The organism is Paenibacillus sp. NFR01, from assembly GCF_900111565.1.
Lineage (GTDB): Bacteria > Bacillota > Bacilli > Paenibacillales > Paenibacillaceae > Paenibacillus_AQ.
Genome location: NZ_FOIK01000002.1, coordinates 1 through 26,856, shown reverse-complemented (window position 1 = coordinate 26,856; position 26,856 = coordinate 1). Strand labels below are relative to the sequence as shown.

Below are 26,856 nucleotides of genomic sequence, written 5' to 3'. Positions count from 1 at the left end.
ATGCCGCGATTATTATTGTGAAAACACTCTGGTAACGTGCCAGTTCACATATAATGGGTAAGGTTCGTCCAGGCTAGCCACCTTTCCAACTTCATAGCCGCCGTGTGGCGGAACAAAATCACGAGAAGGATGGTAATGGGGATGAAAGATTTCTTTCCAATTCAAAATCGTCAAGCCGCAAATGAGTATATGGACAAGGTAAGCCAAGAGAGTGAATTTACGGCTCACCATAAGGGCTTTACTAAAGTGCCGCATAAAATCCATCGTTGCTTCGGCTTGAGTCTTTACGAAAAGCTGATTCTGATTGACCTGATAGCGTATATGAGCGATAAGATTATGTGCTATCCAACGCTAGAAATGATTGCTCGAAATGTAGGTTGCAGTTCAAAATCCATCGAGCGTCATATCGAGGAACTGGAAAAGAAGAAGATGATGCTTGTCAGTCAGAGTAAGAACAACACGTACTATCTGCCAAATTACCTCCATTGCCACCCGTACTTGCTCATAAGTGAAAAAACGCATGAGTTCATCGGGGGTGTACGGGAGCAAGTGAACAACTAAGGATAACTCCAGTGTAGACGAGAGATAGTGTGCCAAAATTTGCTTCGTAGCACCATCCTTCAAACAAGAATGATACGCCCACTGACCGCTATCATAGCGCATGTAGGTGATGTCCGTAAGGAGGCCCTTCTCTGGCTTCCCTTGCATATCATGCACTGCACATCGCGCACCACAAGCCAGCCACTACACACTGCCACCAAACTCCGAGGTCTAGCACAGCCACCCATCAAAGCCTCTGCCTAGAGTCCGTCTTCAATTCTCCCGCAATGCTTGCCAGCCTCCGTCCATCCCCGAACGACAATCCAGCCGGCAACATCTCTACCCTTTGGCTTCCTGCAAATCGGCATAATACAGCTCGACCGCCGGATCTTCGTTGTAATTTCCGAAGCCTTTGCCGAAAAGGGTCAGGCCGCCGACATGCTCGGCATCGTCCTCCACGGACAAACGGAAGGTCAACTGCTTCTCGCGGATGCCAATTTCGTTCAACGTTACATCCGAGAGGCGCAGCCCGTCCATGTACGTGCCTTCGCGGGTAACGCGCAGCTGCTTGCGCAAGCCGTATTGGTTTGTATAGGGGGGCCACCAGGCCGGCGTGTATTTGCCCAGCCGGTCGCCGTAATCGCCGGGACTGGTCCAGATGCCCAATGTATGTCCGTTCAGCGAAAAAGTGATGTCCGAAGGCCAGTTGTTATTCGTGGAAGGTGCTTCGGAAGCCAGTTCCATCGTCACCACAAGCTCTTCCGGCTGTTGGCTGTTCAGAAGAAAATTGGGGATTTTGTATTCGATGTAACCCTTGCCGAACCAGAGAATGCCGGCATTCATACGCTCCTGGTCCCAGAAATAACGGGGGTCGTCGAAGCTGCCGATCACTTTGTCGACTGTGGCGAGCCCACAGGTCGGTTCGATCCGGAAGTCGGAATAATGGCCGACCCGGATCTCCTGGCGGTGGCATTTGCGCTCCTTTTTCAAGGGCTGCGGGAAAAAAATTTCGGCATAGTCGGCGGCCAGCGTGCAAACTTTCTGCAATCCGCTTTTGCCGGGCGCCATATGCGAGCGGACCAGCTCGGCGGCTTCCAGCTTCCGCACATGCGTCGTCATGATCGCGCTGCTGAGCCCGAGGGCGCCGGCCAGCTCCTTAATATTCATCGGGCGCTCGGCCAGCAGCCGCAGCATTTGCAGCCGAACCGCGCTGGCCAACGCTTCATATACGGGCAGGGAGTCATTGGTTAAATCAAGTTTCATAGAGGGCCTCCGAATCATCGATTATTAATTAATAATTATATTATTTAATTTGGTTTATCACAACGTATATTCCGTTATGTCAACCGCTTGTCATAGTGTGGTTTGCCACGTATAATTGAGGCTGAAAGCGTTTATCGTGTACAAGGTAAGCGCCGGGAGAAGGGAGAGGGCAAACATGAAGTTGCTAGGGGCCATTGAAGCAGGGGGAACCAAATTCGTATGCGGGACCGGTACGGAGGACGGAACCGTTACCGATAGAGTTAGCTTTCCGACGACGACTCCGGAGGAGACCATCGGACAGGTACTGGAATATTTTGTGGACAAAAAGATTGAGGCCATCGGGATCGGTTCCTTTGGACCGATCGATCCGGTACCGGGCAGTCCGACGTACGGTTATATCACAACGACACCCAAACCGCATTGGGGCGGTTACAATCTTGTTGGCGCCGTGGGCGGCGCACTTAACGTTCCGGTCGGTTTTGATACCGACGTAAACGGTGCTGCGCTGGGCGAGTCGCTTTGGGGAGCCGCCCAGGGGCTGGACAGCTGCCTGTACATCACGGTGGGCACCGGGATCGGGGCCGGAGCCGTGGTCGGCGGCAAGCTGGTGCACGGGCTGTCCCATCCGGAGATGGGCCATATCTATGTGCGCCGGCATCCGGACGACCGTTATGAGGGCTTCTGCCCATACCATAACGACTGTCTGGAAGGGTTGGCCGCAGGTCCGGCCATCGGCAAACGCTGGGGTCTTCCGGCGGGCGAGCTGCCGGCCGATCATCCGGCATGGGCGATGGAAGCCCATTACCTGGCCCATGCCCTGATGAACTATACGCTCATCCTGTCGCCGCAGCGGATTGTCATGGGCGGGGGCGTCATGAAGCAGCAGCAGTTGTTCCCGCTGATTCATGCGGAACTTCAGAAGCTGCTGGCCGGTTACGTCCAGCATCCTGCACTCGGCACGGACATTGGAAGCTACATCGTGCCGCCGCAGCTTGGCGACAATGCCGGGCTTGCCGGCGCACTGGGCTTGGCGAGACAGGCGCTCGCCGGCGAATAGCGGCCAAAAAAAGGTTGGACAGTTTAGAAAAATATGGTATTGTAGCAGTAACAGTATAGCTGCGATGAGGAAGCACCTCTTTCACGGAAACGTGGGAGAGGTGCTTTTTGCGTTGAAAGAACCTGCATCATGCTAGCTGTAAGACGCGAAAGGTAGGGATACGTATGCAGATCGTATTTATGAACCGTCTCACCAAAAGTACAGGGGCATTGTCGGAGAGTTTTGCCCAGCTGTGGATCGGTGAAGAAGAGGGAATCTGGCGGCTGGGTTGGCGGGATTTCACGGCTTCCGGCGAAAGCATGGACAGCATCTGGTACGAGGGAAGCTCATGGAATGAGATGTTGTGCGTGTACAGGCATGAACTGGCCGTGAAGATGGGCGAAGGTTTCCGGCCGCTGATCGACGGCGTATTCCATGAGGAGGATGTACCGGCAGGGCGCAATCAGGAACAGCTCCGGCTGCAGTTCTACGCCGAACAGCACAGCGATGAAGCCATCTACGAACAGCTTTGCGCCTGGCGCCGGAGCAAGGCGGCCAGCGAGCGGAAGGCGCCGTATCTGCTGGCCAGCAACCGGCTGCTCCGGCTGCTTAGCTCTTTCCTTCCGTATACACCGGAAGAATTGCGGCAAATTCCCGGCGTCGGCGAAGCAAAAGCGATGCAGCACGGCGAGGAATGGCTGGAGATCACCGGCAAAGCCGTGCGGGCCCATTCCTATCCGCTGGCATGGGTGCATGAAGCGGTAGACGAAGAGACCTTTACCTCCTGGCTGTACAAGCAGAAGGAGATGAAATACAAGAAGCAGTTGGAGCGTCTGCGGCTGCGCCGGGTGCTGCTGCAGGGCATCGAAGGCGGGCAGGGGCTGGATGCGCTGAAACAGGCGACCGGCGTCAGCCGCCGGGAGGTGCTGGAAGCGGTCGAGGAGCTGGAGAAGGACGGATACTCTGTAGAACGGCTGCTGGATCAGGAGCTGGGAGGCGTCTCGCCAGCCGAGCTGAGCCGGATCTGGGAAGCCTACGAGCAGCTTGGCGACGGCTTCCTGAAGCCGGTTCTGCATCTGGCGTACGGCGATGATTTCGCCCCGGCGGAAGGGCTGGATGTGTATTATGAACGCCTCCGCCTGATCCGCATCCGCTACCGCCGCGGCCAGCCGGTCCAGCCGGCAGCCGTTACTGTCTGAGCCACGCTGTTCGGGCTTTTTACAACAGCAAAAAGGACGAAGGTTCTTCCGGCCTGACGGCAGCGGCAACCTTCGTCCTTCCTATTCGTCCTTGTTCCTTCATAGCCATTCCTTCTTGCGGAACACGTACAACATTCCGCAACCCAGCGTCACCATCACGGCGATGACGCCGTAATAGCCGTATTGGGAGTGCGTTTCCGGGATATTGTCAAAGTTCATGCCGTAAATGCCCGTAATAACCGTCAGCGGCATGAATATCGTTGTAATTGCGGTAAATACGCGCATGATTTCGTTCGCGCGGTTGGCGATACTGGATTGATAAGCTTCTCGTAAGTTGCCCATCAGGTCGCGGTAGGTATCGAAGGTTTCCGAGATTTTTACCGCATTTTCGTAAATGTCGCTGAAGTATTTTTGCAATTGATCGTCGATCAGCCGCAAATCCTTTTTGTTCAGCGTGTTGATGACTTCTTTTTGCGGACCGAGAATTTTCTTCAGCCACAGGATCTCACTGCGCAGCGTAATAATTTCGCTCAGATGCGATTTCTTGGTGTGCATCAGGATGTCTTCTTCCAGCTTTTCGATCCGCGCTTCGATCCGGTCGCCGACGTTGAAATAGTTGTCTACGACAAGGTCGATCAGCAGATAGAGAAAGCGGTCCGGCTCGCTGACTTCCTGCTCCCAGAGGATGGGCTTCAGCACGCGCAGTTCGTTGATTTTTTGCTTGGTGACCGTAATAATGAAGTGTCTGCCAAGAAACACGTTCAGCGCCCGCAGGAAGATTTCTTCATCGTCGAAACGGATGCTGTTGACTACAATAAAATAATGGCTTTCATAAATTTCGATTTTCGGGCGCTGCTCGTCTTCGCTGAGACAGTCCTCCACCGCCAAATCATGCAGATTGAACAGCGGCTGCAGCAAAGCCAAATCCTCCAGATCGGCGTCGATCCAGTAAAAACCTTCCGCTGGGGCGGAAAGCGCCGTTTCAATATCCTCAATAACCGTAAAAACCCCAGCATTTACCTGCCGAATTTTCATCTGATCCTCTCCTTCGTACTCTGGAAAATGTCCAGAGCTATGCTAATGAAAGCACAGGGAAACAATCAGCTTGGCCGGAGGTACAATCAGGGGTATAGAATAAGGCCTATGACGGTTCGTGGGCATGGAGAAGAAATGCGCGCGCCGCCGGCAAGCTGATGTTAATCCTGTGCGGTTGTTCGTTTTGCACATTAAGCTGCGCACTCGGGTCGCCTTCCATTCTTCTCTCACCTCTTTAAAGTCAATTATTTTTAATGTATACCGCGAAACACTTGTCTAGTATAACGCCGGGATATGCCGTATTCAAGCTAAATTCTTTTCATTTTATAGGCTCTTTTGCATTGTATGGACTTGACGAAGGAGAGGTTCATGATTTAAAGTAATTTTTAAGAAAATACAGCTAAATCTTATCAAGAGCAGGTGGAGGGACTAGCCCGATGAAACCCGGCAACCGGCGTGGAGACGCACGGTGCTAATTCTTGCAGAAGTGTATACCGGAGACCGATCCGGCGTTGGCTTCTGGCAGATGAGAGAGGCGCATATGACTGCAAATCTATGACCTTTCTCGCTTTGAGGAAGGTCTTTTTGATTATCCAATTCCAATCCATCATAAGGAGTGAATCCGCCGTGCCCATTAAAATTCCCGACAGTTTGCCGGCTAAAGAAGTGTTATCCGGAGAAAATATTTTCGTCATGGATGAAAGCCAGGCCTTTCATCAGGATATCCGCCCGCTGCGGATCGCGATCCTGAACCTGATGCCGACCAAGGAAACGACGGAAACGCAGCTGCTGCGCCTCGTGGGGAACTCCCCGCTGCAGGTCGACGTCACTTTGCTTCATCCCAGCACCCATACCTCAAAAAACACGTCGTTCGAGCATCTGAGGAGCTTTTACAAAACCTTCGACGAAATCCGTCATCATCGTCTGGACGGCCTGATCATTACCGGAGCGCCGGTGGAGCAGCTGAACTTCGAGGACGTGAATTACTGGGAAGAATTGCAGCAGATTTTTGCCTGGAGCAAAGAGAACGTGACTTCAACCATGCACATCTGTTGGGCCGCGCAAGCGGGGTTGTACTACCATTTCGGCGTCCGCAAGGTGAGCTTGCCCGATAAATGCTTCGGGGTATTCCCGCATACCGTGAACGAAAATAACGTCAAGCTGCTGCGCGGATTTGACGAAGTCTTCCATGCTCCGCATTCCCGGCATACCGATGTGTCCCGCGAAGACATTGAGGCCGCTTCCGACCTGCAGATTCTGGCCGAGTCTGAAGAGGCCGGCGTCTATATTGTGGCAACAAAGGACGGCAAACAGATTTTTGTGACCGGCCACTCGGAATACGATCCGTTTTCGCTGAAATGGGAATATGACCGCGACGTCGCCAAAGGGATGGATATCGCGCTGCCGAAGCATTATTATCCGAACGACGATCCGACCCGGACGCCGCCGGCCGTGTGGCGGGCCCATGCCAACCTGCTGTTCTCCAACTGGCTGAATTATTATGTGTATCAGGAGACGCCTTACGACATCGATCCGGTCAGCGAACCGATTGTCTACAATATATAAGTCCGTTTTGACGATTGCACGTTTTGGCGATTACATTTCTAGGAGGATTATGATGGAAGAGAAACTGAGGATTGAAAGCAGACTGGCGCAAATCGGTTCACAGGAAGATCCGGCGACCGGAGCGGTAAACTATCCGATCTATCATGCGACGGCGTACCGTCATCCGCGGCTTGGGCAGAGCACAGGGTTTGATTATGCCCGTACCAAAAATCCGACCCGCGCTGTGCTTGAAGAAGCAGCTGCGGCACTCGAATCCGGCGATGCCGGTTTTGCCTGCAGCTCGGGCATGGCTGCCCTGACCACGATTTTTGCCTTGTTCCGCCAAGGCGACCATCTTGTCGTCTCGCTCGATCTGTACGGCGGAACCTACCGTCTGCTGGAGCGGATTCTCTCCAAATACGGCATCACCGCCTCCTATGTCGACACGAATGACCTGGATGGCCTGGAAAGCGCGCGTCGTCCCGAGACGAAGGCGGTCTTCATCGAGACGCCGACAAATCCGCTGATGATGATCACCGATATTCAGGCCGTGTGTAGCTGGGCCAGCCGCCACGGGCTGCTGACCATTGTGGACAACACATTGCTGACGCCGTTTTTCCAGCGCCCGCTGGAGCTTGGCGCAGACATCGTCGTTCACAGCGCGACCAAATATTTGGGCGGCCACAACGACGTGCTGGCAGGGCTGATCGTCACCAAAGGCGAGGAGCTCTCCGCCGAAATGGCGATCCTGCACAATTCGCTGGGCGCGGTGCTGTCCCCGCATGACAGCTACCAGCTGATGAAGGGGATGAAGACGCTCGCGCTGCGCATGGAGCGCCATGAGCAGAACTCCCTGGCCATTGCCAACTATCTGCTTGGCCACCCGGCCATTGCCGAAGTGTTCCATCCCGGCCTGCCGGATCATCCGGGACATGAAATACAAAACCGCCAATCCTCGGGCAATACGGGCATCTTCTCCTTCAAATTGAAGGATGCCCGGTATGTCGAGCCGATTCTCCGGCACATCCGCCTGATCGCCTTCGCCGAAAGCCTCGGCGGCGTCGAATCGCTGCTGACGTATCCGGCGGTGCAGACCCATGCCGATATCCCGGCGGAGATCCGCGATGCCGTCGGCGTCGACGACCGGCTGCTGCGCTTCTCCGTCGGTATCGAGCATGCCGACGACCTCATCGCCGATCTCGCGCAGGCGCTGGAAGCGGCCCGCGCCGAGCTGGAGGCCGCGGCGGTTCCCGGCGGCGGTCAAGCCTAAGCGGAGCTGCCCTTCGCAAACGAAACGCGGACTCTCAAGAAATCGCCCGTACGGGCGGTTTCTTTTTTAGGTTCGATTATGATAGGATGAGACAACGGGCTTCTTTTGACATCATAAATTCAGACTTGCTTGGAGATACGAGGAGGCATATAGACGATGAGTAGAATTGACAATATCCTGGACCGGGCACTAAAGGGCGAACGGCTGGGCCTGGAAGATACCGTCACATTGTTTGAAAGCAACGAAATCGAAAAAATGGGCGCAGCCGCCGACATCATCATGAAGCGCTGGCATCCGGAGCCGCTGACCACATTTGTCATCGGCCGCAATATCAACTATACAAATGTCTGCGACGTCTACTGCCGCTTCTGCGCATTTTACCGCAGACCGGGCTCGGAAGAGGGATATGTGCTTCCGGATGAAGTCGTCTATCAGAAAATTGCCGAGACCATCGCGGTGAATGGGACGGAAATTCTGATGCAAGGCGGAACGAACCCGAATTTGCCGTTCAACTATTATACCGATCTGCTGAAGGGGATCAAGCAGCGTTTTCCGGAGATTACGATGCATTCCTTCTCACCGGCGGAAATCATGAAAATGAAGGAAGTTTCCGGTTTGCCGCTGGAGCAGGTGCTGCGCGAGATTCATGCAGCCGGACTCGACTCGCTTCCGGGCGGGGGCGCCGAAATTCTCGACGACCGCACGCGCCGCAAAATCAGCCGGCTGAAAGGCTCCTGGCGCGACTGGATGGACGTCATGCAGACGGCCCATAAGATCGGCATGAACACGACGGCCACGATGGTGATCGGGCTCGGCGAGAGCATGGAGGAACGGGCGCTGCATCTGCTGCGGGTACGCGAAGCGCAGGATGAGTGCATCGCCAACCGATACGATTCGGAAGGCTTCCTTGCGTTTATCTCCTGGACCTTCCAGCCGGATAACACGAACCTGAAGCTGTCCCGGCAGACGCCGGAGGAATACCTGAAGACCGTTGCGATCAGCCGCCTGGTGCTCGACAACATCAAGAACTTCCAGTCCTCCTGGGTCACGATGGGACCGGAGATCGGCAAGCTGTCGCTGCAGTACGGCTGCAACGATTTCGGCAGTACGATGATCGAAGAGAACGTCGTTTCTTCCGCCGGCGCAACCTACAAAGTCAACATCGAGTCGATCCTGCAGATCATCCGCGAGGCGGGCAAAATCCCGGCGCAGCGCAACACGAAATACGATATCCTGCGGGTATTCGACGACGAACACGTGAAGATCGACAACGATTTTATCATGCAGAACTAATTTTAGTATGCAGCACTAATTTTATCATGCGATATCCAGACGTTTGTTCGGATAAATCCGCAAGGATTGATGAGGAACAAGCGTCTTTTTGCTGCAAAAGAGGGTGTTGTAACAACGGCATGCAGATCATGGATAATCGATGATTGGCGGAAAGAAGGAGACTCGTGGCGAACGACAAGAAGACTTTTAATCGAACGTATGCGTTTCAGCTGGCGACTGTTTTTTTAGGCTTTATCGTGTTCGGCATTTCGGAAAATATCAAGGGGCCGGCCATTCCACGCATCCAGTTCGACTTTCACTTAAGCGAATCGCAGCTGGGCACCCTGTTGTCGCTTAATGCACTCGGATACCTGCTTGCCTGCAGCTTTACCGCCTATTTGACAGGGAAATGGGGCATCAAAATCGTCACCGCGACGGCGCTGGGATTAATGGCGCTCTCCGGCGTCTTGATTTTCTTTTCCCATCATTACGCGTTGTTCTCGGGATCGTATTTCTTAATGTATATCGGCAACGGTATGCTGGAGATCGGATTGGCCATCCTGGGGGCGCGCATCTTCGTGAAAAACACCGGGATGATGATGAATCTATCCCATGGCTTCTATGGCCTCAGTTCCACCGTTGCGCCTCTTATGGCTTCGGGTTTGATGAAGCTTCACATCAACGGGCACGCGCTGGATTGGCGCGGCATGTACCTGATTATGCTCATGTTGTCTTTGCTGCCGATTATTTTTGCCGTGCTGAGCTCCTTTCCGGGAGACGACATTCATCCGGCGGACCGGATTCCGCTGAAGACGCTGCTGCGGGACCCGGCGCTGTGGCTGATGGTGCTGATTCTTTCGTTCGGCGTGGTGTCGGAGCTTGCCGTCGGCGGCTGGCTGGTCAACTTTCTGGAAAAAGCGTATGCGTGGGAAGGGGTCAAAGCCTCGGGCATGCTGTCGGTCTTTTTCCTGTGTTTTGCGCTTGCCCGCCTGCTCCTGGGACCGGTTACCGATAAAATCGGCTTTACCTTATCCTTGATTCTCTTCTCGGCATTTTCGGCCGTCTGCACGTTTATCGCCATCTTTGGCGGTGAGCCGTTTGCGTATCTCTTCGCTGTCTCCGATGCGGGAATTGCCATGATTTATCCGACGGTCATGGCCTTTATTGCCCGCCGTTATCCGACCGGCAGCGACACGGCGATTACGTTCACGGTGACCTTGATGGGTCTTGGCAGCGTCATCGGCAATTATTTAATTGGCGGGGTCATTGAAGCCGTTAAACGGCATTTCGGCAGCGGGACAGCCCTTGGTTTGCTCCGCGGTCTCCAGGCCGGCTACGGCGTGATCGGGATATGCGCGGCGCTGAGTTCGATCAGCGGAATCCTATTGATTCTCTATTTGCGCCGACGGAAGGAAGTGATTTAGTCTTTTTCGAACGCTAACACTGACTTAACGATGTTAAAATCTAGATATAGTCCTTCTATTTTATTACGCTTGTCCGATATTCCGTTCATGGAGTATAAAGGGCAGGCGTTTTTTTGTGCATCCGATACGATATATAGGATTTATAGCAAATAAATGATTCAGCTCCTCGTAAAGATGGTATATACTTCGGTGTGCAAAACGTAAAATTTGAAATAGTTTTACATAAGGGGGTGCATATTTTACATATTTTGTAGTTCGGGTTGATCTTTTTTGACAACTTTGGAAGAATCGCTATGCTACAATTTTTGCGTTCAATACTAGAATACCACTGGGAGGATTAATCATTTTATGGGAGAAAAACGATGGAATAAGCCTGTCGCTTCAATCCTGGCTACTGCAATCATTACGGCACAGGTATTGGGTGGCGTTCTGGGCGCCGCTGTGATTGGAGCAGGTACTGCTGCCGCTGACCCTACTGAGCCGACAGGCACGGTAAAAGCGGATTTGCGGATCATGAGCACCACGGATGTGCACACCAACGTAATGGGCTGGGACTATTTCAAGAATACGGCATCCACGACCGTCGGTCTTGACCGCACGGCCACGCTGGTGAAGGAAGCCAAAAAGGACCATCCGAACACCCTGCTTCTGGACAATGGTGACCTGATTCAGGGAACTCCGCTGGGCACTGTAGTGGCTCAATCGAAATTGAAAGATTCCACGGCTATTCACCCGATGATCGCGGCGCTCAATGTCATGGGCTATGATGCTGCAACGCTGGGCAACCATGAATTTAACTACGGCCTGGACTTCCTGCACCGTACGTATGAAGGAAGCAGTGAGAACAGGGACACGACAAAAGCAAACTTCCCGTATATCAATGCTAACGTATTTAATGTGTCTGACGATAAGAATACATTTACGCCTTATGTCATTCTGCCCAGAACCCTTAAGGACAGCAATGGTCAAGACGTCGATATCAAAATTGGTGTAATCGGCCTCGTCACTCCGCAAATCATGGATTGGGATAAGGCTAATCTGGAAGGCAAAGTATATACCAAAGATATCGCGGCGACCGCCAGAGAGTATGTCAGCAAAATGAAAGCGGACGGAGCAGACATCATCATCGCCATGGCCCACACCGGATTCGATGTGAATGCGACCGAAGGCGACGGTTCGGAAAACGATATCAACGCGCTGAGTAAAGTCCCTGGGATCGATGCGATCACCTTCTCGCATACACATAAAGTGTTCCCGGTGAGCGATGTCAGCAAGTTGGACGCTTCGTTCATCGACCCTACGTCTACGACTAAGGCTCCATATAACAACGACAAAGCCGTAATTGACAATGCCAAAGGAACGATTAACGGCGTGTTTGCCGTTCAAGCCGGATTCGGCGGGGGGAACCTTGGCCTGATCGATCTTTCGCTTGTGAAAGAAGATGACAAGTGGAAAGTGGATACATCTGATGCCAAATCGAAATCCTCCACCGTTTCCATTGGATCGGGAAGCACGCTTGTAACTCCAGACGCAGCTGTTGACGAGGTTGTCAGTGCTGCACACGAAGCTACAAAACAATACACGGCTCAAGTCATCGGTAAAACCTCGGCGCCGATGAACAGCTATTTTGCCATGGTTCAGGACGACCCAACGGTGCAAATCGTAACCACTGCGCAAAAATGGTATGTGCAAAATCATTTGGATCAAATTCCGGCGGAGTATCGCGACCTGCCGATTCTTAGCGTAGGCGCTCCGTTCAAGGCCGGGCGCAACGGCCCATCGGAATACACCAGCATTACCGACAAGGATCTGACGATCCGCAGTGCAAGCGACCTCTATCTTTACGACAATACGCTTAAAGCGATTGTGGTTCCGGGATCTACCGTGAAGGAATGGGTAGAAATGAGCGCAGGTGCGTTCAATCAAATCGATCCGGAGGTTTCCACACCGCAATCTTTGCTCAATCCGGAATTTGCCGTTTACAACTTTGATGTCATTGACGGCATCAAATATACGATTGACGTAACCAAAGCAGCCAAATATAAAGCAAACGGTTTGGTCAACAACGCGAATTCCAGCCGTGTAACAAGCATCACTTACAACGACATCCCTCTCAAGGATACAGATCAATTTATTGTGGTTACCAACAACTATCGCGCAAGCGGCGGCGGCAATTTTCCTGGCGTCAAAAACGGAATCATGGTTCTGGATACGCAGTACGAAAACCGCCAGGCGCTGATGGATTACATCGGTTCGAAGCCTGTAATTGACCCAACGGTGGATAACAACTGGTCGATTGCTCCGATTAAGGCTGCCAACCTTAATGTAACCTTCACCTCCTCTCCGGATGCCGTTTCTTATGCGGGAGGTAAAATAACGGATACAAAGGCGAAGGATGACAAGGAGTTTGAAATCTTTAATCTGGATTTGAACAGCGTTGAGGTCCATCTGCTTGGCATCAACGATTTCCACGGTCAGTTGGATACCACCTCTATTGTCAATAACAGACCGGTAGGAACGGCTGCTTACTTGGCTGCCTATTTGAAGAATGCCCGAGCCAAATATCAACACTCATTGCTTTTCCATAACGGTGATTCCGTCGGCGCTTCTGCTCCGGTATCCTCATTGGAGCGCGACGAACCGACGATGGAATGGATGAATCTGATGAAATTCGACGTCGGCACATTGGGGAACCATGAATTTGACCAGGGCGTAGCCGCCATGAAATCGCAAATTTATGGAGGTCCCGATCCCAAAAATACTAGCGTTATCCATAAAGGCGCAGACTTTAAATATATTAACGCCAACGCAGTGGATGCCGAAACAGGAGTTCCGATTCTTGACCCATACGTCATCAAAGAAATCGGCGGCGTAAAAATTGGTTTTATCGGTGTTGTTACAAAGGCGACGCCAAGCAAAGTATCTCCTGAAGGTACGGCTGGTGTGAAATTCCTGAGCCCAACTGAAGAAGTTAAAGCCATTAACAAATATGCCGAAGAACTCCAGGGTAAAGGCGTTCAAACGATTGTTGTCCTCGCTCACGATCCTGCGACCACGAAAGACGGAAAAACAACAGGTGAAGCAGCGGAACTGGCTGCTGCCCTTCCGCCAGAGTCACCGGTAGACGTGATTGTCGCAGGAGACAACCACGCTTTGGCTAACGGGGTAGTCAATAACAAACTGATCGTCCAAGCCTATTCCTATGGTACGGCATACGACGACATCAATCTGTTGATCGATTTCACCACTGGCGACGTTAAACAAAAATCAGCTGTTGTTCCAACTACATTCCAAGATGATCCTAACATCACGCCAGACGCGGAATCAGCCGCACTGGTTAAAAAATACCTGGACGCGCATCCTGAACTGAATACGCCCGTCGGCACCACGGACGGTACGATTACGCGTACCGATGCCTACAACAACGAATCTGCACTCGGCAATCTGATCGCCGATGCCATGCGTCAAGCTGATTTCGGCGATAATAAAGGACCGGCGGACTTTGCTTTCATGAATCCGGGCGGGATCCGGGCGGATCTGCCAAACGGCAATGTCCTCTTCGGTGATTTGGCCAAGATTCAACCTTTTGGCAACACATTGGTCAGACTGACATTGACCGGCGAACAGATCAAAACGCTGCTGCAGCAGCAATGGGGTAAAAAGGCTGATGGAACCGCGGATACGAAGACGCTGCAAATATCCGGCCTGAAGTACACGGCGTACATGAAACTTCCTGTAGAAAGCCGGATCGCCAACCTGACCAAAACAGACGGAACGCCGATTGAAATGAACAAATCGTATACCGCCGTTGTCAATAATTTTATGGCGGCAGGCGGAGATAACTACACGGTGCTGACTAAAGCTTCTTCTTCCCTGGCTGGACCGATAGACCTGGACGTATTCTATGATTATATTTTAGATACTTTCAATCGGGGCAAGATTACTGCGGTGAAAGAGGGCCGCATCGATAATCAGGAGCTGCCGCCGGTAACAAGCATACCGAATCCATCGACACCAACACCAACACCTACACCTACGCCATCCGCAACGCCTGCGCCTTCGGCAACGCCGGCTCCAAGCGCAATACCGGCACCGACAGCAACGCCAGCACCGGTTCCGGTATTCCAGGACGTGGAGAAGGTAGCTTGGGCCAAAGATGCGATTACATCCCTGGCTGACAAAGGCATTATTACCGGTGTAGACGGAAGCAGCTTTGCACCGGCCAAAAATGTAACCCGCGCCGAGTTTATTACCATGCTGGTCCGTTCGCTTGGCTTAAATGCAACCGGAACGGCATCGTTTACGGATGTGAAGCAGGGGGCCTGGTATACCGATTCGATCGCTGCTGCGGTAGCCGCCGGCATTGTTCAAGGTTCCGGAAGCGGCAAATTCGAACCGGGACGCGAAATCACCCGGGAAGAAATGGCGACGATGATTTATAAAGCGGTCAAAACAAAACTGCAAGCCGCAGACAAGGCTGCTTCCCCGGGCAAGTTCACGGATCAATCGGCCATTTCCTCCTTCGCCCAGGAGGCGATCGCGCAACTGACGGATCTGGGCATTGTGAATGGTGTGGACGGCGGCAAATTTGCGCCGAAGAGCCCGGCGAACCGGGCCCAGGCTGCGGTCATCATTTACCGTATGCTGGATAACATCGCCTCATAAACCGCCTGTCCCAGCATCCGAATCAGAATTGTCTTGAATCGAAAAACCTCCAGACCGCAATCAATGTGGTCCGGAGGTTTTTTGCGTACAGCTGCAATGTTTAAAATGAATATTTCAATTCCTCATTATTGTTAGTGCTAAAATTCACTATTTTATTGTTGTGATTAATATTTGTTAGTTGGATTGTCTTTCTTTGTGTTTTCTTGTTCTGATTTGTGTTTTTAATAACAAATATACATATTCGCTAACTAAAACTAAAAATCATGCAATAAATCGCTTACATTTCGGTATTGACAATAACTCCCGCGGATTTTACAATGTAATCGTTACCAAATCAAGGGATTCGCACATAATAACATCTAATTGTTAGGTAACTCTTTTGGTTAATTTGTTAGGGGGATGAGGGAAAAAGTTAGGTTGTAAAGAGTTAATGTTTTTGGAATCTTCAAAAAAATTCAATCGGATTGAGGAGGATTTCCCAAGAATGAACAAGAAAAACGCGGTCTCTGCTTTTGTTTTGTCCATGGCTATGGTTTTAACCGTGGCATGCTCAAACAACAACAACTCCGGCAATACCGCCGCAGACAGCGGCAACGCTACCAAAAACAGCAGTACGAACAGCAGTGCGAATAGCGGCAACTCGAGCACGAACGATACGGCAGCCCCTGCCGACAGCAACGGTGCCCAAACCGCAATTCAAAATGCAAACGCTTCCGATCCGGAGATCAAAGCGGGAAGTTCGGTAACGGTCATCAACCCGAAGATTCCGACGCTGGATCCGACGCAGTGGCAAGGACAAATTCTCGTCGAGCAAGGAACGCTGCTTGAGGGTCTTTACGGCTATAACCAAAATCATGAAATCGTTCCTAAGATTGCTACAGGCTACACTGTCTCCGAGGACAAAACAACATGGACGTTTACCCTCCGCAAGGATGCGAAGTGGTCCAACGGCGATCCGGTTACAGCGAACGATTTTTACAACGCCTATATGTACCAGCTTGATCCGAAGAACACGACTGCACAGCTCTGGCTGAGCGTCCTGAACTTCGTGAAGAACTCTTATGCCTACCATGCAGGCTCCGTAACCAAAGAAGAGGTCGGCTTGAAGGTCGTGGACGACTACACGCTGGAGATCACGACGACATTGCCGCATGCGATCCTTGGGGACCTGGTGCTGGCCGGCGCGATGCCGATCAACTCGAAGAATCTTCAGGCGCATCCGACAGACTGGTTTGAACCGCAGAATTTTGTAAGCAACGGGCCATACACGGTGAAATCCTTTACGTCGAACGGGGAACTCGTGATGGTGGCGAACCCGAACTATGTAGGCGCACAAGGACAGCTGAACCGCGGCAATGTGGAGACGATCCACGTGCTTCCGGAATCGACAGTACCTGTTGAAGTATTCATGGCCGGCAAGACGGATGTTGCGCTTGTGCAGAATACCTCCGACTTGCAGTACGCCAAAACGCATGACCTGAAATCCCAACTGTATACCGCACCGAACTATTCGATCCGTTATCTGGAATGGAGCAATCCGGCAACAGAATCGCCATATGACAAGAAAGAAGTGCGCCAGGCGATTGCCAAAGCGCTCCAACGCTCCCCGATCGTCGATTCCGTGCTTAACGGAATGGGCGGCGCTACCAACGTCTTCGCCTCCACCGGCTGGCCGACAGAGAAATTGGAGCAAGGACTTGAAGAGAACGTTGACGCCGCCAAGCAATTGCTGAAAGATGCCGGCTACGAAGGCGGCAAAGGCTTGCCGAAGCTGACGCTGTACATCGGTATTAAGGAAAAAGATCCACAAGGCGAATCCATTGCACTCGCGCTGGGTCAAGAATTGCAGCAAAACCTGGGCATTCAAAGCGAAATCAAACAGCTCAACGAAACCGAATGGAACGCTTATCAGTATAGCGGCCCGCAAAACGGGGCACAGCCGGGATTCATTCTGGCTTCCGGCGCTACCAACTGGAGTGAACCGGGAAGCCTCGATATGGGCGCTACCCAGCAGCTGTACTCCCTCGGAACATTGGATGCTCCGCAGGAAGCCACTCAAAAGTTTATTGACTGGAGCAAAGACGTTTATTACAAACCGGCTATCCAGCAATATGGCGACCCGGACAATGCTAAAGCCGGCGTTGAATGGAGCGATTGGGCTGCACTAGAGAAAGCCGCCAAGGATGATATTGCATTCCTGGACGCTTGGACCGCCAAACAACCTGCCGAATGGCAGCCGTACTTGAAACAAAAGGGCGTAGCTACTCCGGCAGAGCAATGGCAGCAAATCGTCGACAGCTGGAAAAATGCCAAAACCGATGCAGACAAACACGCGGCTTTCGTAACGGCATGGACCTTCGTCGCACCGAACGCGCCGGGCGGCAAGCTGAACCAAAATGCGCTGGACGTTCAAGTCTACTACAACACCTATTCTTCGCAAGAGCTGCTTAACCTGAGAATGTGGCAAGCAGAGTTCGTCAATGCGCTGACCGTTGAAGATGCGGCTCCATTTGCTGCAAAAGTGGTCAACAGCCTGCTCGACAATGCCTACGCCATCCCGTTGTTCTATCAAAAGCAATATTTCCTGGTAAAACCGGGCGTCACCGGCGTAATGTCGAACCCTTGGGCATGGGGCAACTTCTATGAATTCCAATACCTGAACGTCGAATAATTGCAAATAAGAACAGTACCTTTCAAGGGGCACCGATTCTGGCGCCCCTTTGATCGGCAGAGGAGGCTGAAGCATGGCTGTCGCCAAGTTTATCGTGAAGCGCCTTTTTCAAATCGTTATTACCTTGATTCTGGTCATGGCGGTCAGTTATATCATGATGTATTACTCGCCGGGCGGCTTTTTGAATACGACCACCATGGCATCGGTATTGGCTCCGCTGCAGGGCCAGAATCCCATCCTTTATCAGCAGGTCATGGATCAATTCCAAAGCCGTTATGGCTTGAACCTGCCGCTGTGGCAGCAGATCGCCAAATACGTGTGGAATGAACTCACGTTTAATTTCGGGAATTCGATGCAGAACCCGTCGCTTAAAATCATGACGCAGTTAAAAGACACCTTGCCGATCAGCGTGCTGCTGGCGTTCGGCTCCGTGCTCGTATCCATATTCGTCGGCGTCCCAATGGGCATCATTGCCGCCTTGAAACGGAATTCTTGGGTGGATTACGTAGTAAGTACAATCTCTTTGGCGGGGCAGGCCATTCCGGCTTTCGTGCTCGCGGTAATTATGGTCCTGATTTTCGGCGTAGCCTTTCCGGGCATTTTGCCGATTACGGGCTGGGGGAACTGGAAGGACGCGGTGCTGCCGATTATCTGCTTGTCTGCGGCGAACATCGGCGTCGTTGCCCGTTACATGCGGGGAAGTCTGATTGAAACGCTGCGGCAGGACTACATTCGGACGGCCAAAGCCAAAGGCGTCAAATATTGGCCGATGGTGATGAGACATGGCGTGAAGAACTCGCTTACGGCCATGATCACCGTTATTGGACCGCAATTCGCTTTTACCGTCATGGGGACGATCTGGGTAGAGCAAATTTTCGCCATTCCGGGGCTGGGCAAAGTCATGCAGACCGCATTCACCAGCTTCGACTATCCGCTGGCCATTACCTCGGTCTTTTTGCTGGGGTCGATGATCATGATCATGAACCTGCTGGTTGACATTATTTACGTCTTTATTGATCCGCGCGTCAAATTGTAAGAATTATTCCGGATTTTTGGACTTAGGAGGGGGAGCTATTGGCCGGCACGGTAGCAGCAACTCGTTCGGACGCTGTCAAGACGAGCAAAAAGAGATCCAACGTTCATCAAGGGTGGAAAAGATTCAAGAACCATAAACTCGCCGTCATCGGCTTGGTATGGGTGGTACTGTTTATTCTGGCCGGTACCATCGGGCCTTTGGTGGCCCCTTACGATTACCGTACAGGCGATTTTCTGGCGATCAATCAAGGCCCGACCTTGAAACATATTTTCGGCACGGACAATGTCGGACACGACATGTTCAGCCAAATTTTATATAGCATCCAGAGCGCGCTGATTATCGCGGTCGGCGCCACTTTGGTCAGCTTTGTGATCGGCATCATCCTGGGCTTATGGGCAGGCCTGCGTGGCGGGCTGGCGGATGTCATTATCATGCGGGGCGTGGATTTTATGATGACGCTGCCGGGCTTTCTGTTCGCGCTCATTCTGGTCATTCTGCTCGGGCGGGGCTATTGGTCGCTGATCCTGGCCATCGGCATTCCGGGCTGGGCCGGGTATGCGAGACTGATCCGCAGCCTGGTGCTCGGCATGCGTAACGGCGAGATGGTAGAAGCGGCGACGGCGCTGGGCGCTTCCCAGTTCCATATCGCCAGACGATACATGCTTCCAAACGTTATTGGCAGCATGGGTGTGGCGCTGGCATTCGGGATTCCCGGCGACCTGACGCAAATCGCGGGCCTGAGTATTTTCGGCATGGGGCTTCAGCCACCGATTCCGTCGTTCGGCAATATGATCGCACAGGCAAGCGCCAACATTCTGGGCTTCCCGTGGCTGCTCTATTTCCCGGCAGGCATTTTCGCCATTACGCTGCTTTCCTTCCTGTTTGTAGCGGACGGTCTTCAGGAAGCGTTCAGTCCGAAGGGAGGAAACTAACATGAATACACCGCTGCTTGAGATCGATAATCTTCATGTTAAATTCGCCAGAAGCGAAGACGAGGTCCACGCGGTCAACGGCGTAAGCTTTACCGTGCACGCCAATGAAACGCTCGGCATCGTCGGCGAAAGCGGCTCCGGCAAGTCCGTCACGTTGATGTCGTCGATCGGGCTGCTGCGCGAGAACGGCAAGATCACCTCGGGAACGGCCAAGTTTCAGGGACAGGATCTGCTGAAACTGCGTCCCAAACAACTTGAAGATATCCGGGGCCGGGACATCGGCGTCATCTTTCAAGATCCGATGACCAGCTTGAACCCGATTATGCGAATCGGCGATCAGATCATGGAAGCAATGCTGGCGCATCAATATTGCACCCGCAAGGAAGCGTACGAGCGCACGCTGCAGCTGATGCACGAGATCGGCATTCCCGACCCGAAGACGCGGATGAAGAACTATCCCCACGAATTCTCCGGCGGGATGCGGCAGCGGATCATGATTGCCATCGCTTTGGCCTGCGAGCCGCAGCTGCTGATTGCCGACGAACCGACGACGGCGCTTGATGTTACCGTGCAGATGCAGATTCTCGCGCTCCTGCAGGAATTGCGGCATCGGCGCGGCATGAGCGTGGTCATGGTAACGCATGACTTCGGGGTCGCGACCAATTTCTGCGACAAGATCATCGTCATGTATGGGGGACAGATCATGGAAGCCGCCCGCACGGACGACTTTATCCGCCAATCCGTCCATCCGTATTCCATTGGACTGAAACGCTCCATCATTGAGGTCGGGCACAGAGGCAAAGCGATCGTGCCGATTCCGGGCGCCGCGAAGGCAATTACCGAGTCGCCTTGCAGCTGTCCCTTCGCCCCGCGCTGCACGTTCGCTTCCGAGCGCTGCCACCGGGAGATGCCCATGCTCCGCGATTTCGAGAAGGACCATCAAATCGCTTGCCATCATGCAGAGGAGGTCGTGGCCCTTGCCAACTGATACTTTGCTACAAGTCGAACATATTTCAAAGACGTTTCGCGTGGGAGGGAAGTCGCTGCATGCCGTCGAGAACGTTTCGTTTGCTTTGGAAGCAGGCAAGACGCTGGGGCTCGTCGGCGAAAGCGGCTCCGGCAAGTCTACCCTCGGACGTCTGGTGCTGCGCCTGTTAGATTCCGACAAGGGAAAGGTTGTATTCGACGGAACGGACATCTCCAGGCTCAAGAAAAAGGAACTGCGTTCCTTGCGCCGGGATATGCAGATCATCTTCCAGGATCCCAGTGCAAGCCTGAATCCGCGGATGACGGTGGGTGAGGCCATCGAAGATGCGATGATCATCCACAAAATCGGAACGAAGGAGAGCAACCGGGCGCGGGTCAGCGAATTGCTGCAGCGCGTCGGCTTGCCCGAGAACGTCAAATACGCCTATCCGCATGAGTTGTCCGGCGGCCAGCTGCAGCGCGTCGGCATCGCCCGGGCGCTGTCGCTGAATCCGAAGCTGATCGTATGCGATGAGCCGGTGTCCGCGCTTGACGTGTCGATCCAGGTTCAGGTCATTCAACTGCTGAAGGATTTGCAGGAGGAATACAACCTGTCCTACATCTTCATCTCCCATAATCTGGCGGTCGTGGAGTATTTAAGCGATGAGATCGCCGTGCTTTATTTGGGCGAAGTCGTCGAGCAGGCGCCGGCCGACGAGCTTTTTCAGAACCCGAGCCATCCTTATACGCGCGTGCTGCTTCAATCCATCTTGAATGTACCGGAGAATCCGGAGCTGAAACAGGAAATGCTGTCCATCCAAGGCGAGATTCCGTCTCCGCTGAATCCGCCCAGCGGCTGCGCGTTTCATCCGCGGTGCACGCATGCCACCGACTTGTGCAAAACCGTGAAGCCGGAACGCAAAAACGTGGCCGAAGGGCATTTTGCGGCATGCCATCTCGTCGACTAAGCCAGGAGAGGGAGTAATTATGTTGTTTATAAAAGGTATGACGTACGGCTGGAACAGCACACGCGGTTCTTATCGCCAGCCCTATGCGCGAGATTCTCTTCAGAAATTGAAAGATACCGGCAGCGAATGGATCGCTCTGGCTTTTTATACGTATCAGCCTACCGTTCATTCCACGGAGATCCCGTTCGACTACGGCATCACCATGACCGACCGGGATATCGAATGTGCGGTGAAGAATGCCCGGGAGCTGGGACTCAAGGTATGCCTGAAGCCGGTGGTCAACTCGGCGGACGGCATCTGGCGCGCCTATATCGGATTCCCCGAAGATGAAGGCGCCAAGCCGTATTGGGAAGCCTGGTTCCGTTCGTATACGAATTTTCTGCTGCACTATGCGGAGCTGGCCGAGGAGCTGGGCTGCGAAATGTTCTGCATCGGCTGCGAAATGGTCGGCACGGAGAAACAGACCGGACATTGGACGCGGCTGATTGAACAGATTCGCCAAGTGTACAGCGGGCCGATTACCTATAATGCCAATCATGGAAAAGAAGAAGGCGTCGAGTGGTTCGGCCTAGTCGACATCATCGGTACCAGCGCCTACTATCCGATCGCGAATCATCCGGGCGACAGCGAGGAATCCATGCTGCAGAACTGGCAGCCGATCAAAGAAAAGCTGGCCCGCCTTCATGCCAAATTCGGCAAACCGATTGCATTCCTGGAGATCGGCTGCCGCAGCGCCTTGGGCTGTGCAACGATGCCGTGGGATTTCTCTTCGACGGAGCTGCCGGTAAGCGAAGAAGAGCAGGCCAATTTCTACAGCTCCGTGATCCGCGCGTTCTGGGATGAACCGTGGTTCGCCGGCTTTTTCTGGTGGGACTGGAGCACCAAGCTGTACCCGCTCGAGGAAGCCGAATCGAATACCGGTTTTGACATTTATGGTAAAAAAGCGGAGCGCGTGCTCAAAGAATGGTATGCGAAGGCGCGATAACGGGAAATTTGATCGAAATTTGTTGCCGCAGCGAATTATTTGTACAATAATAGGAGGAAGTTGACCAGACGGGGGGAACCTCGAGTTGAAAAAGATAACCATGCAGCAGATCGCCGAGCAGGTCGGCGTATCCAAGTTCGCCGTTTCACAGGCGCTGTCAGGGAAGTCTGGCGTTGCCGAAGAGACGCGGATCCGGATTGTTCAGGCTGCAAATGAAATGGGGTACTCCAGAAAGGCAAAACCCCCTAAGAAAGAAAAGCTTGCGGCAACAGAGTCAAACGATTATTCCGCTTTTACCAAAAACACCGTAATTATTCTCATGCCCAATGTCCGCTTCCAAAGCCGGGATTCGCTATTCTGGGGAAAAATTATCGACGGCGTCATGGTCGGATTGACCGAACGAAAGGTCGGCGTCCTGATCGTGACCGAGAGCTTTCCCGAGCTTGCACTCAAGAGCATCAACCCGGAAAGCGTGCTTGGCCTTGTAGGCATCGGGTATATCGCGACTCCGCTATTGCTCGATATTCGGCAAATGGACATTCCGTTCGTTCTAATCGACCACGAAGAACCGCTGGTCCCGTCCGATACGGTGTTCATGAGCAATTACGATAGCATGAAGCAGATGACGACGCTCGTTCTGCAGTCCGGAAGGCGTCCTCTTCGATTCGCCGGGAGCCCTAAGTATTCCCGGAGCTTTCAGGACCGCTGGCTTGGCTTCCGGATCGCAGTGGAAGAAGCGGGCGCGGAGCTGCCCGCCCCGGATGATCCGCTGCTTCAAATGGAAGAAGACGCGTATTTGATCGTCGAGAAGGAAATCCCGAAACTGGTGGCGCAAAATAAACTTCCGTCGGCATTCATCTGCGGGAATGACTTTTTTGCATACCTCGTTCTGAAGGCATTGGTCGCTCACGGCGTAAACGTGCCTGAAGATGTCGCGGTAACCGGTTTCGACCATACGGATGAGGAGCGGGATCCGAATCTGCCTCCGCTCAGTACGGTCCATGTACCGAATGCCATTATGGGAAGGCGCGCCGTCGAAATGCTGTTTGACCGCCTGGCCGACCCGGACCGTCCGTTCGAGAAAATGCTGATCCAGGGCGAAATTCTGCTTCGCAAATCGTTTGTAAGAGAGTAAAATAACGAGAACCTGCAAACCCAAAGAGCCTCCAGTCCACTTCACGTGGCCGGGGGCTTTTTGTGGTACACTTGGAAGGAATAGGAGGGGTTCCAGATGGAAGAATTGTGGCGGAGAATCGAGCGTTGGCTGGAACAAGAGGCTCCGGATGTTCTGGCGGATCTCAACGCGGGCGCGACTGAAGCGGAGATATTTTCCTTGGAGGAGGAGCTAGGAATTCGTTTTCCTGCGGACTTGCGGGAATCCTTCAAATTGCATAATGGTCAAAAGGGCGATTCCGCCTGGCTGTTTGCAGGTTGGGAATTTCTATCCTTGGAACGGATTCAATCGGAATGGAAGGTCTGGAAAGACTTGTACGATAGTGGAACGTTTGATGGTTCGAAGGCCGATGTTCAGCCGGGCATCCGGAATGAGTGGTGGAACCCGATGGATTCCGCTGACGTATGACGGGTCCGGCAATCATCATTGCATCGATCTCTCCCCAGCAGACGAAGGAACGCACGGACAGATCATTATCATGTGGCATGACATGGAGGAACGCAGAATACTGGCAAGCAGCTATAAGGAATGGCTGGAGTCGATTGCCGATAAAATCGAGACCGCCGGCTATGAAGAGATATTTGAGAGTGGGGAGTTTGAGTTTTAGCGCCGAAAGCATCGGGGCCTTGAGATGGATTTCTGTCTCGGGCTCTTTTTTTGTATGCAATTCGATTTCCAATTATTTCAACGGATGGTACACTGAGGAGGAAGAAAGATGCGGATTGATCTGATTTATCGGGATGAATTAACGATTGGGGTTCGACTGGAGCACTACGGCGTTGAAGAAAGACAAGGGATTCGCTCTGTCCCGGGGAGAAGGTGGGTTCCGGATGATAAAATCTGGACAATTCCCTACACCCTTGCTGCTTTGGATTGTTTATTTGAGGCGTATCCTGGCTGTTCTTTCGCATGGGATGAACATTTTCATCGCGAAATGCCCGATATCATTGAACGATACGGAACAAGGAATGCAGAGGAGCGCGTTACGCCCACAACACCTCAAGTTGTTAGCTGGAACACGGAACGGAAGAAGCAATTGCAAGATGCTCTGAAGGCAAGAGGTTATAGTGACAAAACGCTAAAAGCTTATACTTCGCAAATCGAACGATTCTTTAGTCGTTTTTTTCGGAAAGGTTCGTCTTTCGATGATGCAAGTGTACAAAACTATGCGCTGTCGCTGCTTGAAAAAGGCCTTTCGCACGCATACGTCAACCAGGCCATCAGCGCACTGAATTTCTATTTTCGGATTGTGATGAAAGAAGCTCAATCCACTTCTTGCGTACGTCCAAAGAAGGTAAACAAACTGCCGGATATCCTGTCACTGAACGAAGTTGCGCGCTTATTAAAGGCTGTGACAAATCCGAAGCATCAAGCGATATTATACCTCGCCTATACCTCCGGTCTTCGGGTAAGCGAAGTGGTTAGGCTCCGGCCCGCAGATTGTGATAGGGAACGAAAAACAGTAAAAGTTCGGCAGGGAAAGGGCAGAAAGGATAGGCAGACGTTATTATCTGCCATGGCCACTGAAGTCTTGGACCGATACATCGAGCTGGAGAAGCCGGAAGGCTGGCTGTTTCCCGGTCAGCGGAAAGGCAGCCATTTAACCGAGCGCTCGGCGCAAAAGGTGTTCGAGAAGGCTTTGGTTCAAGCCGGTATTGATAAACCGGTGAGCATTCATTCGTTAAGGCATGCTTTTGCGACGCATCTGTTGGAGAATGGCATAGACCTCCGGTACATCCAAGAACTTCTGGGTCACCAAAGCGTACGGACCACCGAGCGCTACACCCATGTTAGTAAGCGAGATATAGGGCGAATTCAGAGCCCATTGGACCGGATGGGTGGGCTAGAGGATTGAAGCTGAATTAAGGCTCATAAATATAGCTAAATGTGCTAGATTCACGAAATACAGAAATCCAACAAACTGAGAGGTATAAGCGAAATTCGTAAATAAGACGTTATGGGAAATACCAGAAACAGATTATTTAGGAGTGGAATGTCATGAAGCAAGTAGATATAACTAAAACCCTCGAAGAAATTGAAGGAGAAATCTGGAGTGAACCAGTGTTTAATTCTGGATTAGTAGTTCGAGTGCATGAATTAAGAAAGAAACCTCTAAATGAGTTCAGGTATGAAGATTTGAGACTTTTAATATTACAACAAACTAGCTTAGATTCTCTTCTGCCTTTAGCACTGAAGATATTAACTGAGAATCCTTTACGATCAGGAGATCTATATATTGGAGATTTATTTTGTGCGGTACTGAACGTCGATGAAGAATATTGGAAAAACAATATAGAAATAAAAAACGAACTATATGAAGTTATAAGAATATACAATAATGCTAGAGACAGAATAGAAAGTCATATAAACAAATACCGAAGTGATGACTTGTAAGTATCTTCAAGAAGCCCGGTACATCCCATAACATTATATTCACGCATCGGGCTTGCGCCCTCGGTCCGGCAGAGGGATTTCGGGGAAGTAGTAGCAGCCGGACACATCCAGCATTCGCTGGACGTCGTGAATACGGGAACGTTATATGCAATCGAGAGAAAATATATATGAAAAACAAATTAGCCATTACCATTAATTAGGGGTAGTGGTATATTTGTATAAAGCCTTGAAAATCAGTAAATGAAGAATTGAACTATGATAAGACAATAAGGCGCTATATAACTAAATAACGAAAGGACAGTAAGATAAAAAGCACAAAAAAGACTACTAATCATAAATGACTATCAACACTATAAAGTCCAAACATAAAAAAGATGAACAAGACTATAAAGATTGAACAGAACAAGACTATAAGGATGAACAAGACTAAAAAGATTGAACAAGATAATAAAGAACGAAGAAAGATTAAGTTGGGTAACAC

General features: G+C 52.0%; 21 protein-coding genes and 1 riboswitch. Of the genes, 19 read left to right on the top strand and 2 right to left on the bottom strand.

Annotation, left to right across the window (positions count from 1 at the left end):
- Nucleotides 1-135: 135 nt before the first annotated feature.
- On the top strand, nucleotides 136-561 hold the full coding sequence (locus BMW84_RS11425) for a helix-turn-helix domain-containing protein (RefSeq protein WP_254772959.1): 426 nt from the start codon (nucleotides 136-138) through the stop codon (nucleotides 559-561).
- A 318-nt stretch (nucleotides 562-879) separates the two neighbouring features.
- Here the strand turns inward: BMW84_RS11425 and BMW84_RS11420 are convergent, their stop codons facing one another.
- Nucleotides 880-1,803 (bottom strand): ArsR/SmtB family transcription factor, encoded by a 924-nt coding sequence (locus tag BMW84_RS11420; RefSeq protein ID WP_091068363.1) that lies wholly within the window; start codon nucleotides 1,801-1,803, stop codon nucleotides 880-882.
- A gap of 175 nt (nucleotides 1,804-1,978) precedes the next feature.
- Here BMW84_RS11420 and BMW84_RS11415 point away from each other — a divergent pair, with 175 nt between their 5' ends.
- Nucleotides 1,979-2,860 carry an ROK family protein gene (locus BMW84_RS11415; protein ID WP_091068361.1) on the top strand — a complete coding sequence of 294 codons (882 nt, stop codon included), beginning with the start codon at nucleotides 1,979-1,981 and terminating at the stop codon, nucleotides 2,858-2,860.
- A 164-nt stretch (nucleotides 2,861-3,024) separates the two neighbouring features.
- A complete protein-coding gene (locus BMW84_RS11410) occupies nucleotides 3,025-4,038 on the top strand; it encodes an HRDC domain-containing protein (protein ID WP_091068359.1) in 1,014 nt (337 codons plus the stop codon).
- Between the two features lie 99 nt (nucleotides 4,039-4,137).
- Here BMW84_RS11410 and corA read toward each other — a convergent pair whose 3' ends face one another.
- Nucleotides 4,138-5,073, bottom strand: coding sequence for a magnesium/cobalt transporter CorA (gene corA, locus BMW84_RS11405; RefSeq protein WP_091068356.1), 936 nt, complete (start codon nucleotides 5,071-5,073; stop codon nucleotides 4,138-4,140).
- Nucleotides 5,074-5,477: 404 nt separating this feature from the next.
- Nucleotides 5,478-5,606, top strand: a riboswitch (SAM riboswitch).
- Nucleotides 5,607-5,700: 94 nt separating this feature from the next.
- Here corA and metA point away from each other — a divergent pair.
- The 16 genes from metA to BMW84_RS11325 all read left to right on the top strand — a co-directional run bounded on the left by metA (nucleotide 5,701) and on the right by BMW84_RS11325 (nucleotide 26,375).
- Nucleotides 5,701-6,639 (top strand): homoserine O-acetyltransferase MetA, encoded by a 939-nt coding sequence (gene metA, locus BMW84_RS11400; RefSeq protein WP_091068354.1) that lies wholly within the window; start codon nucleotides 5,701-5,703, stop codon nucleotides 6,637-6,639.
- A 49-nt stretch (nucleotides 6,640-6,688) separates the two neighbouring features.
- Nucleotides 6,689-7,888: an aminotransferase class I/II-fold pyridoxal phosphate-dependent enzyme gene (locus BMW84_RS11395; protein WP_175498776.1), complete on the top strand. Its 1,200-nt coding sequence runs from the start codon at nucleotides 6,689-6,691 to the stop codon at nucleotides 7,886-7,888.
- 156 nt (nucleotides 7,889-8,044) lie between these two features.
- A complete protein-coding gene (gene mqnC / locus BMW84_RS11390; protein WP_091068350.1) occupies nucleotides 8,045-9,181 on the top strand; it encodes a cyclic dehypoxanthinyl futalosine synthase in 1,137 nt (378 codons plus the stop codon).
- Between the two features lie 164 nt (nucleotides 9,182-9,345).
- Complete coding sequence (locus BMW84_RS11385) at nucleotides 9,346-10,584, top strand: MFS transporter (RefSeq protein WP_091068347.1); 1,239 nt, start codon at nucleotides 9,346-9,348, stop codon at nucleotides 10,582-10,584.
- Between the two features lie 348 nt (nucleotides 10,585-10,932).
- A complete protein-coding gene (locus BMW84_RS11380; protein ID WP_091068346.1) occupies nucleotides 10,933-15,249 on the top strand; it encodes a bifunctional 2',3'-cyclic-nucleotide 2'-phosphodiesterase/3'-nucleotidase in 4,317 nt (1,438 codons plus the stop codon).
- Between the two features lie 484 nt (nucleotides 15,250-15,733).
- Nucleotides 15,734-17,920, top strand: a complete 2,187-nt coding sequence (locus BMW84_RS11375; RefSeq protein WP_175498775.1) for a peptide ABC transporter substrate-binding protein — start codon at nucleotides 15,734-15,736, stop codon at nucleotides 17,918-17,920.
- 73 nt (nucleotides 17,921-17,993) lie between these two features.
- Entirely contained in the window at nucleotides 17,994-18,956 is a 963-nt protein-coding gene (locus tag BMW84_RS11370; RefSeq protein ID WP_091068340.1) for an ABC transporter permease, read from the top strand.
- A 38-nt stretch (nucleotides 18,957-18,994) separates the two neighbouring features.
- On the top strand, nucleotides 18,995-19,888 hold the full coding sequence (locus tag BMW84_RS11365) for an ABC transporter permease (RefSeq protein ID WP_091068338.1): 894 nt from the start codon (nucleotides 18,995-18,997) through the stop codon (nucleotides 19,886-19,888).
- A 1-nt stretch (nucleotide 19,889) separates the two neighbouring features.
- Nucleotides 19,890-20,876, top strand: a complete 987-nt coding sequence (locus BMW84_RS11360) for an ABC transporter ATP-binding protein (protein ID WP_091068336.1) — start codon at nucleotides 19,890-19,892, stop codon at nucleotides 20,874-20,876.
- Nucleotides 20,866-21,822 carry an ABC transporter ATP-binding protein gene (locus BMW84_RS11355; protein WP_254772958.1) on the top strand — a complete coding sequence of 319 codons (957 nt, stop codon included), beginning with the start codon at nucleotides 20,866-20,868 and terminating at the stop codon, nucleotides 21,820-21,822. Before BMW84_RS11360 ends, BMW84_RS11355 begins: the two co-directional genes overlap by 11 nt.
- A 19-nt stretch (nucleotides 21,823-21,841) precedes the next feature.
- Nucleotides 21,842-22,807, top strand: coding sequence for a glycoside hydrolase family 113 (locus BMW84_RS11350; RefSeq protein WP_254772957.1), 966 nt, complete (start codon nucleotides 21,842-21,844; stop codon nucleotides 22,805-22,807).
- A gap of 85 nt (nucleotides 22,808-22,892) precedes the next feature.
- Entirely contained in the window at nucleotides 22,893-23,942 is a 1,050-nt protein-coding gene (locus BMW84_RS11345; protein WP_091068332.1) for a LacI family DNA-binding transcriptional regulator, read from the top strand.
- A gap of 96 nt (nucleotides 23,943-24,038) precedes the next feature.
- Complete coding sequence (locus tag BMW84_RS11340) at nucleotides 24,039-24,389, top strand: SMI1/KNR4 family protein (protein ID WP_091068329.1); 351 nt, start codon at nucleotides 24,039-24,041, stop codon at nucleotides 24,387-24,389.
- Nucleotides 24,352-24,588, top strand: a complete 237-nt coding sequence (locus BMW84_RS11335) for an SMI1/KNR4 family protein (RefSeq protein ID WP_175498774.1) — start codon at nucleotides 24,352-24,354, stop codon at nucleotides 24,586-24,588. Before BMW84_RS11340 ends, BMW84_RS11335 begins: the two co-directional genes overlap by 38 nt.
- 108 nt (nucleotides 24,589-24,696) lie before the next feature.
- Nucleotides 24,697-25,836 carry a tyrosine-type recombinase/integrase gene (locus BMW84_RS11330; RefSeq protein WP_091068323.1) on the top strand — a complete coding sequence of 380 codons (1,140 nt, stop codon included), beginning with the start codon at nucleotides 24,697-24,699 and terminating at the stop codon, nucleotides 25,834-25,836.
- Nucleotides 25,837-25,979: 143 nt separating this feature from the next.
- A complete protein-coding gene (locus BMW84_RS11325) occupies nucleotides 25,980-26,375 on the top strand; it encodes a contact-dependent growth inhibition system immunity protein (RefSeq protein ID WP_175498773.1) in 396 nt (131 codons plus the stop codon).
- The last annotated feature ends 481 nt before the right edge of the window (nucleotides 26,376-26,856 follow it).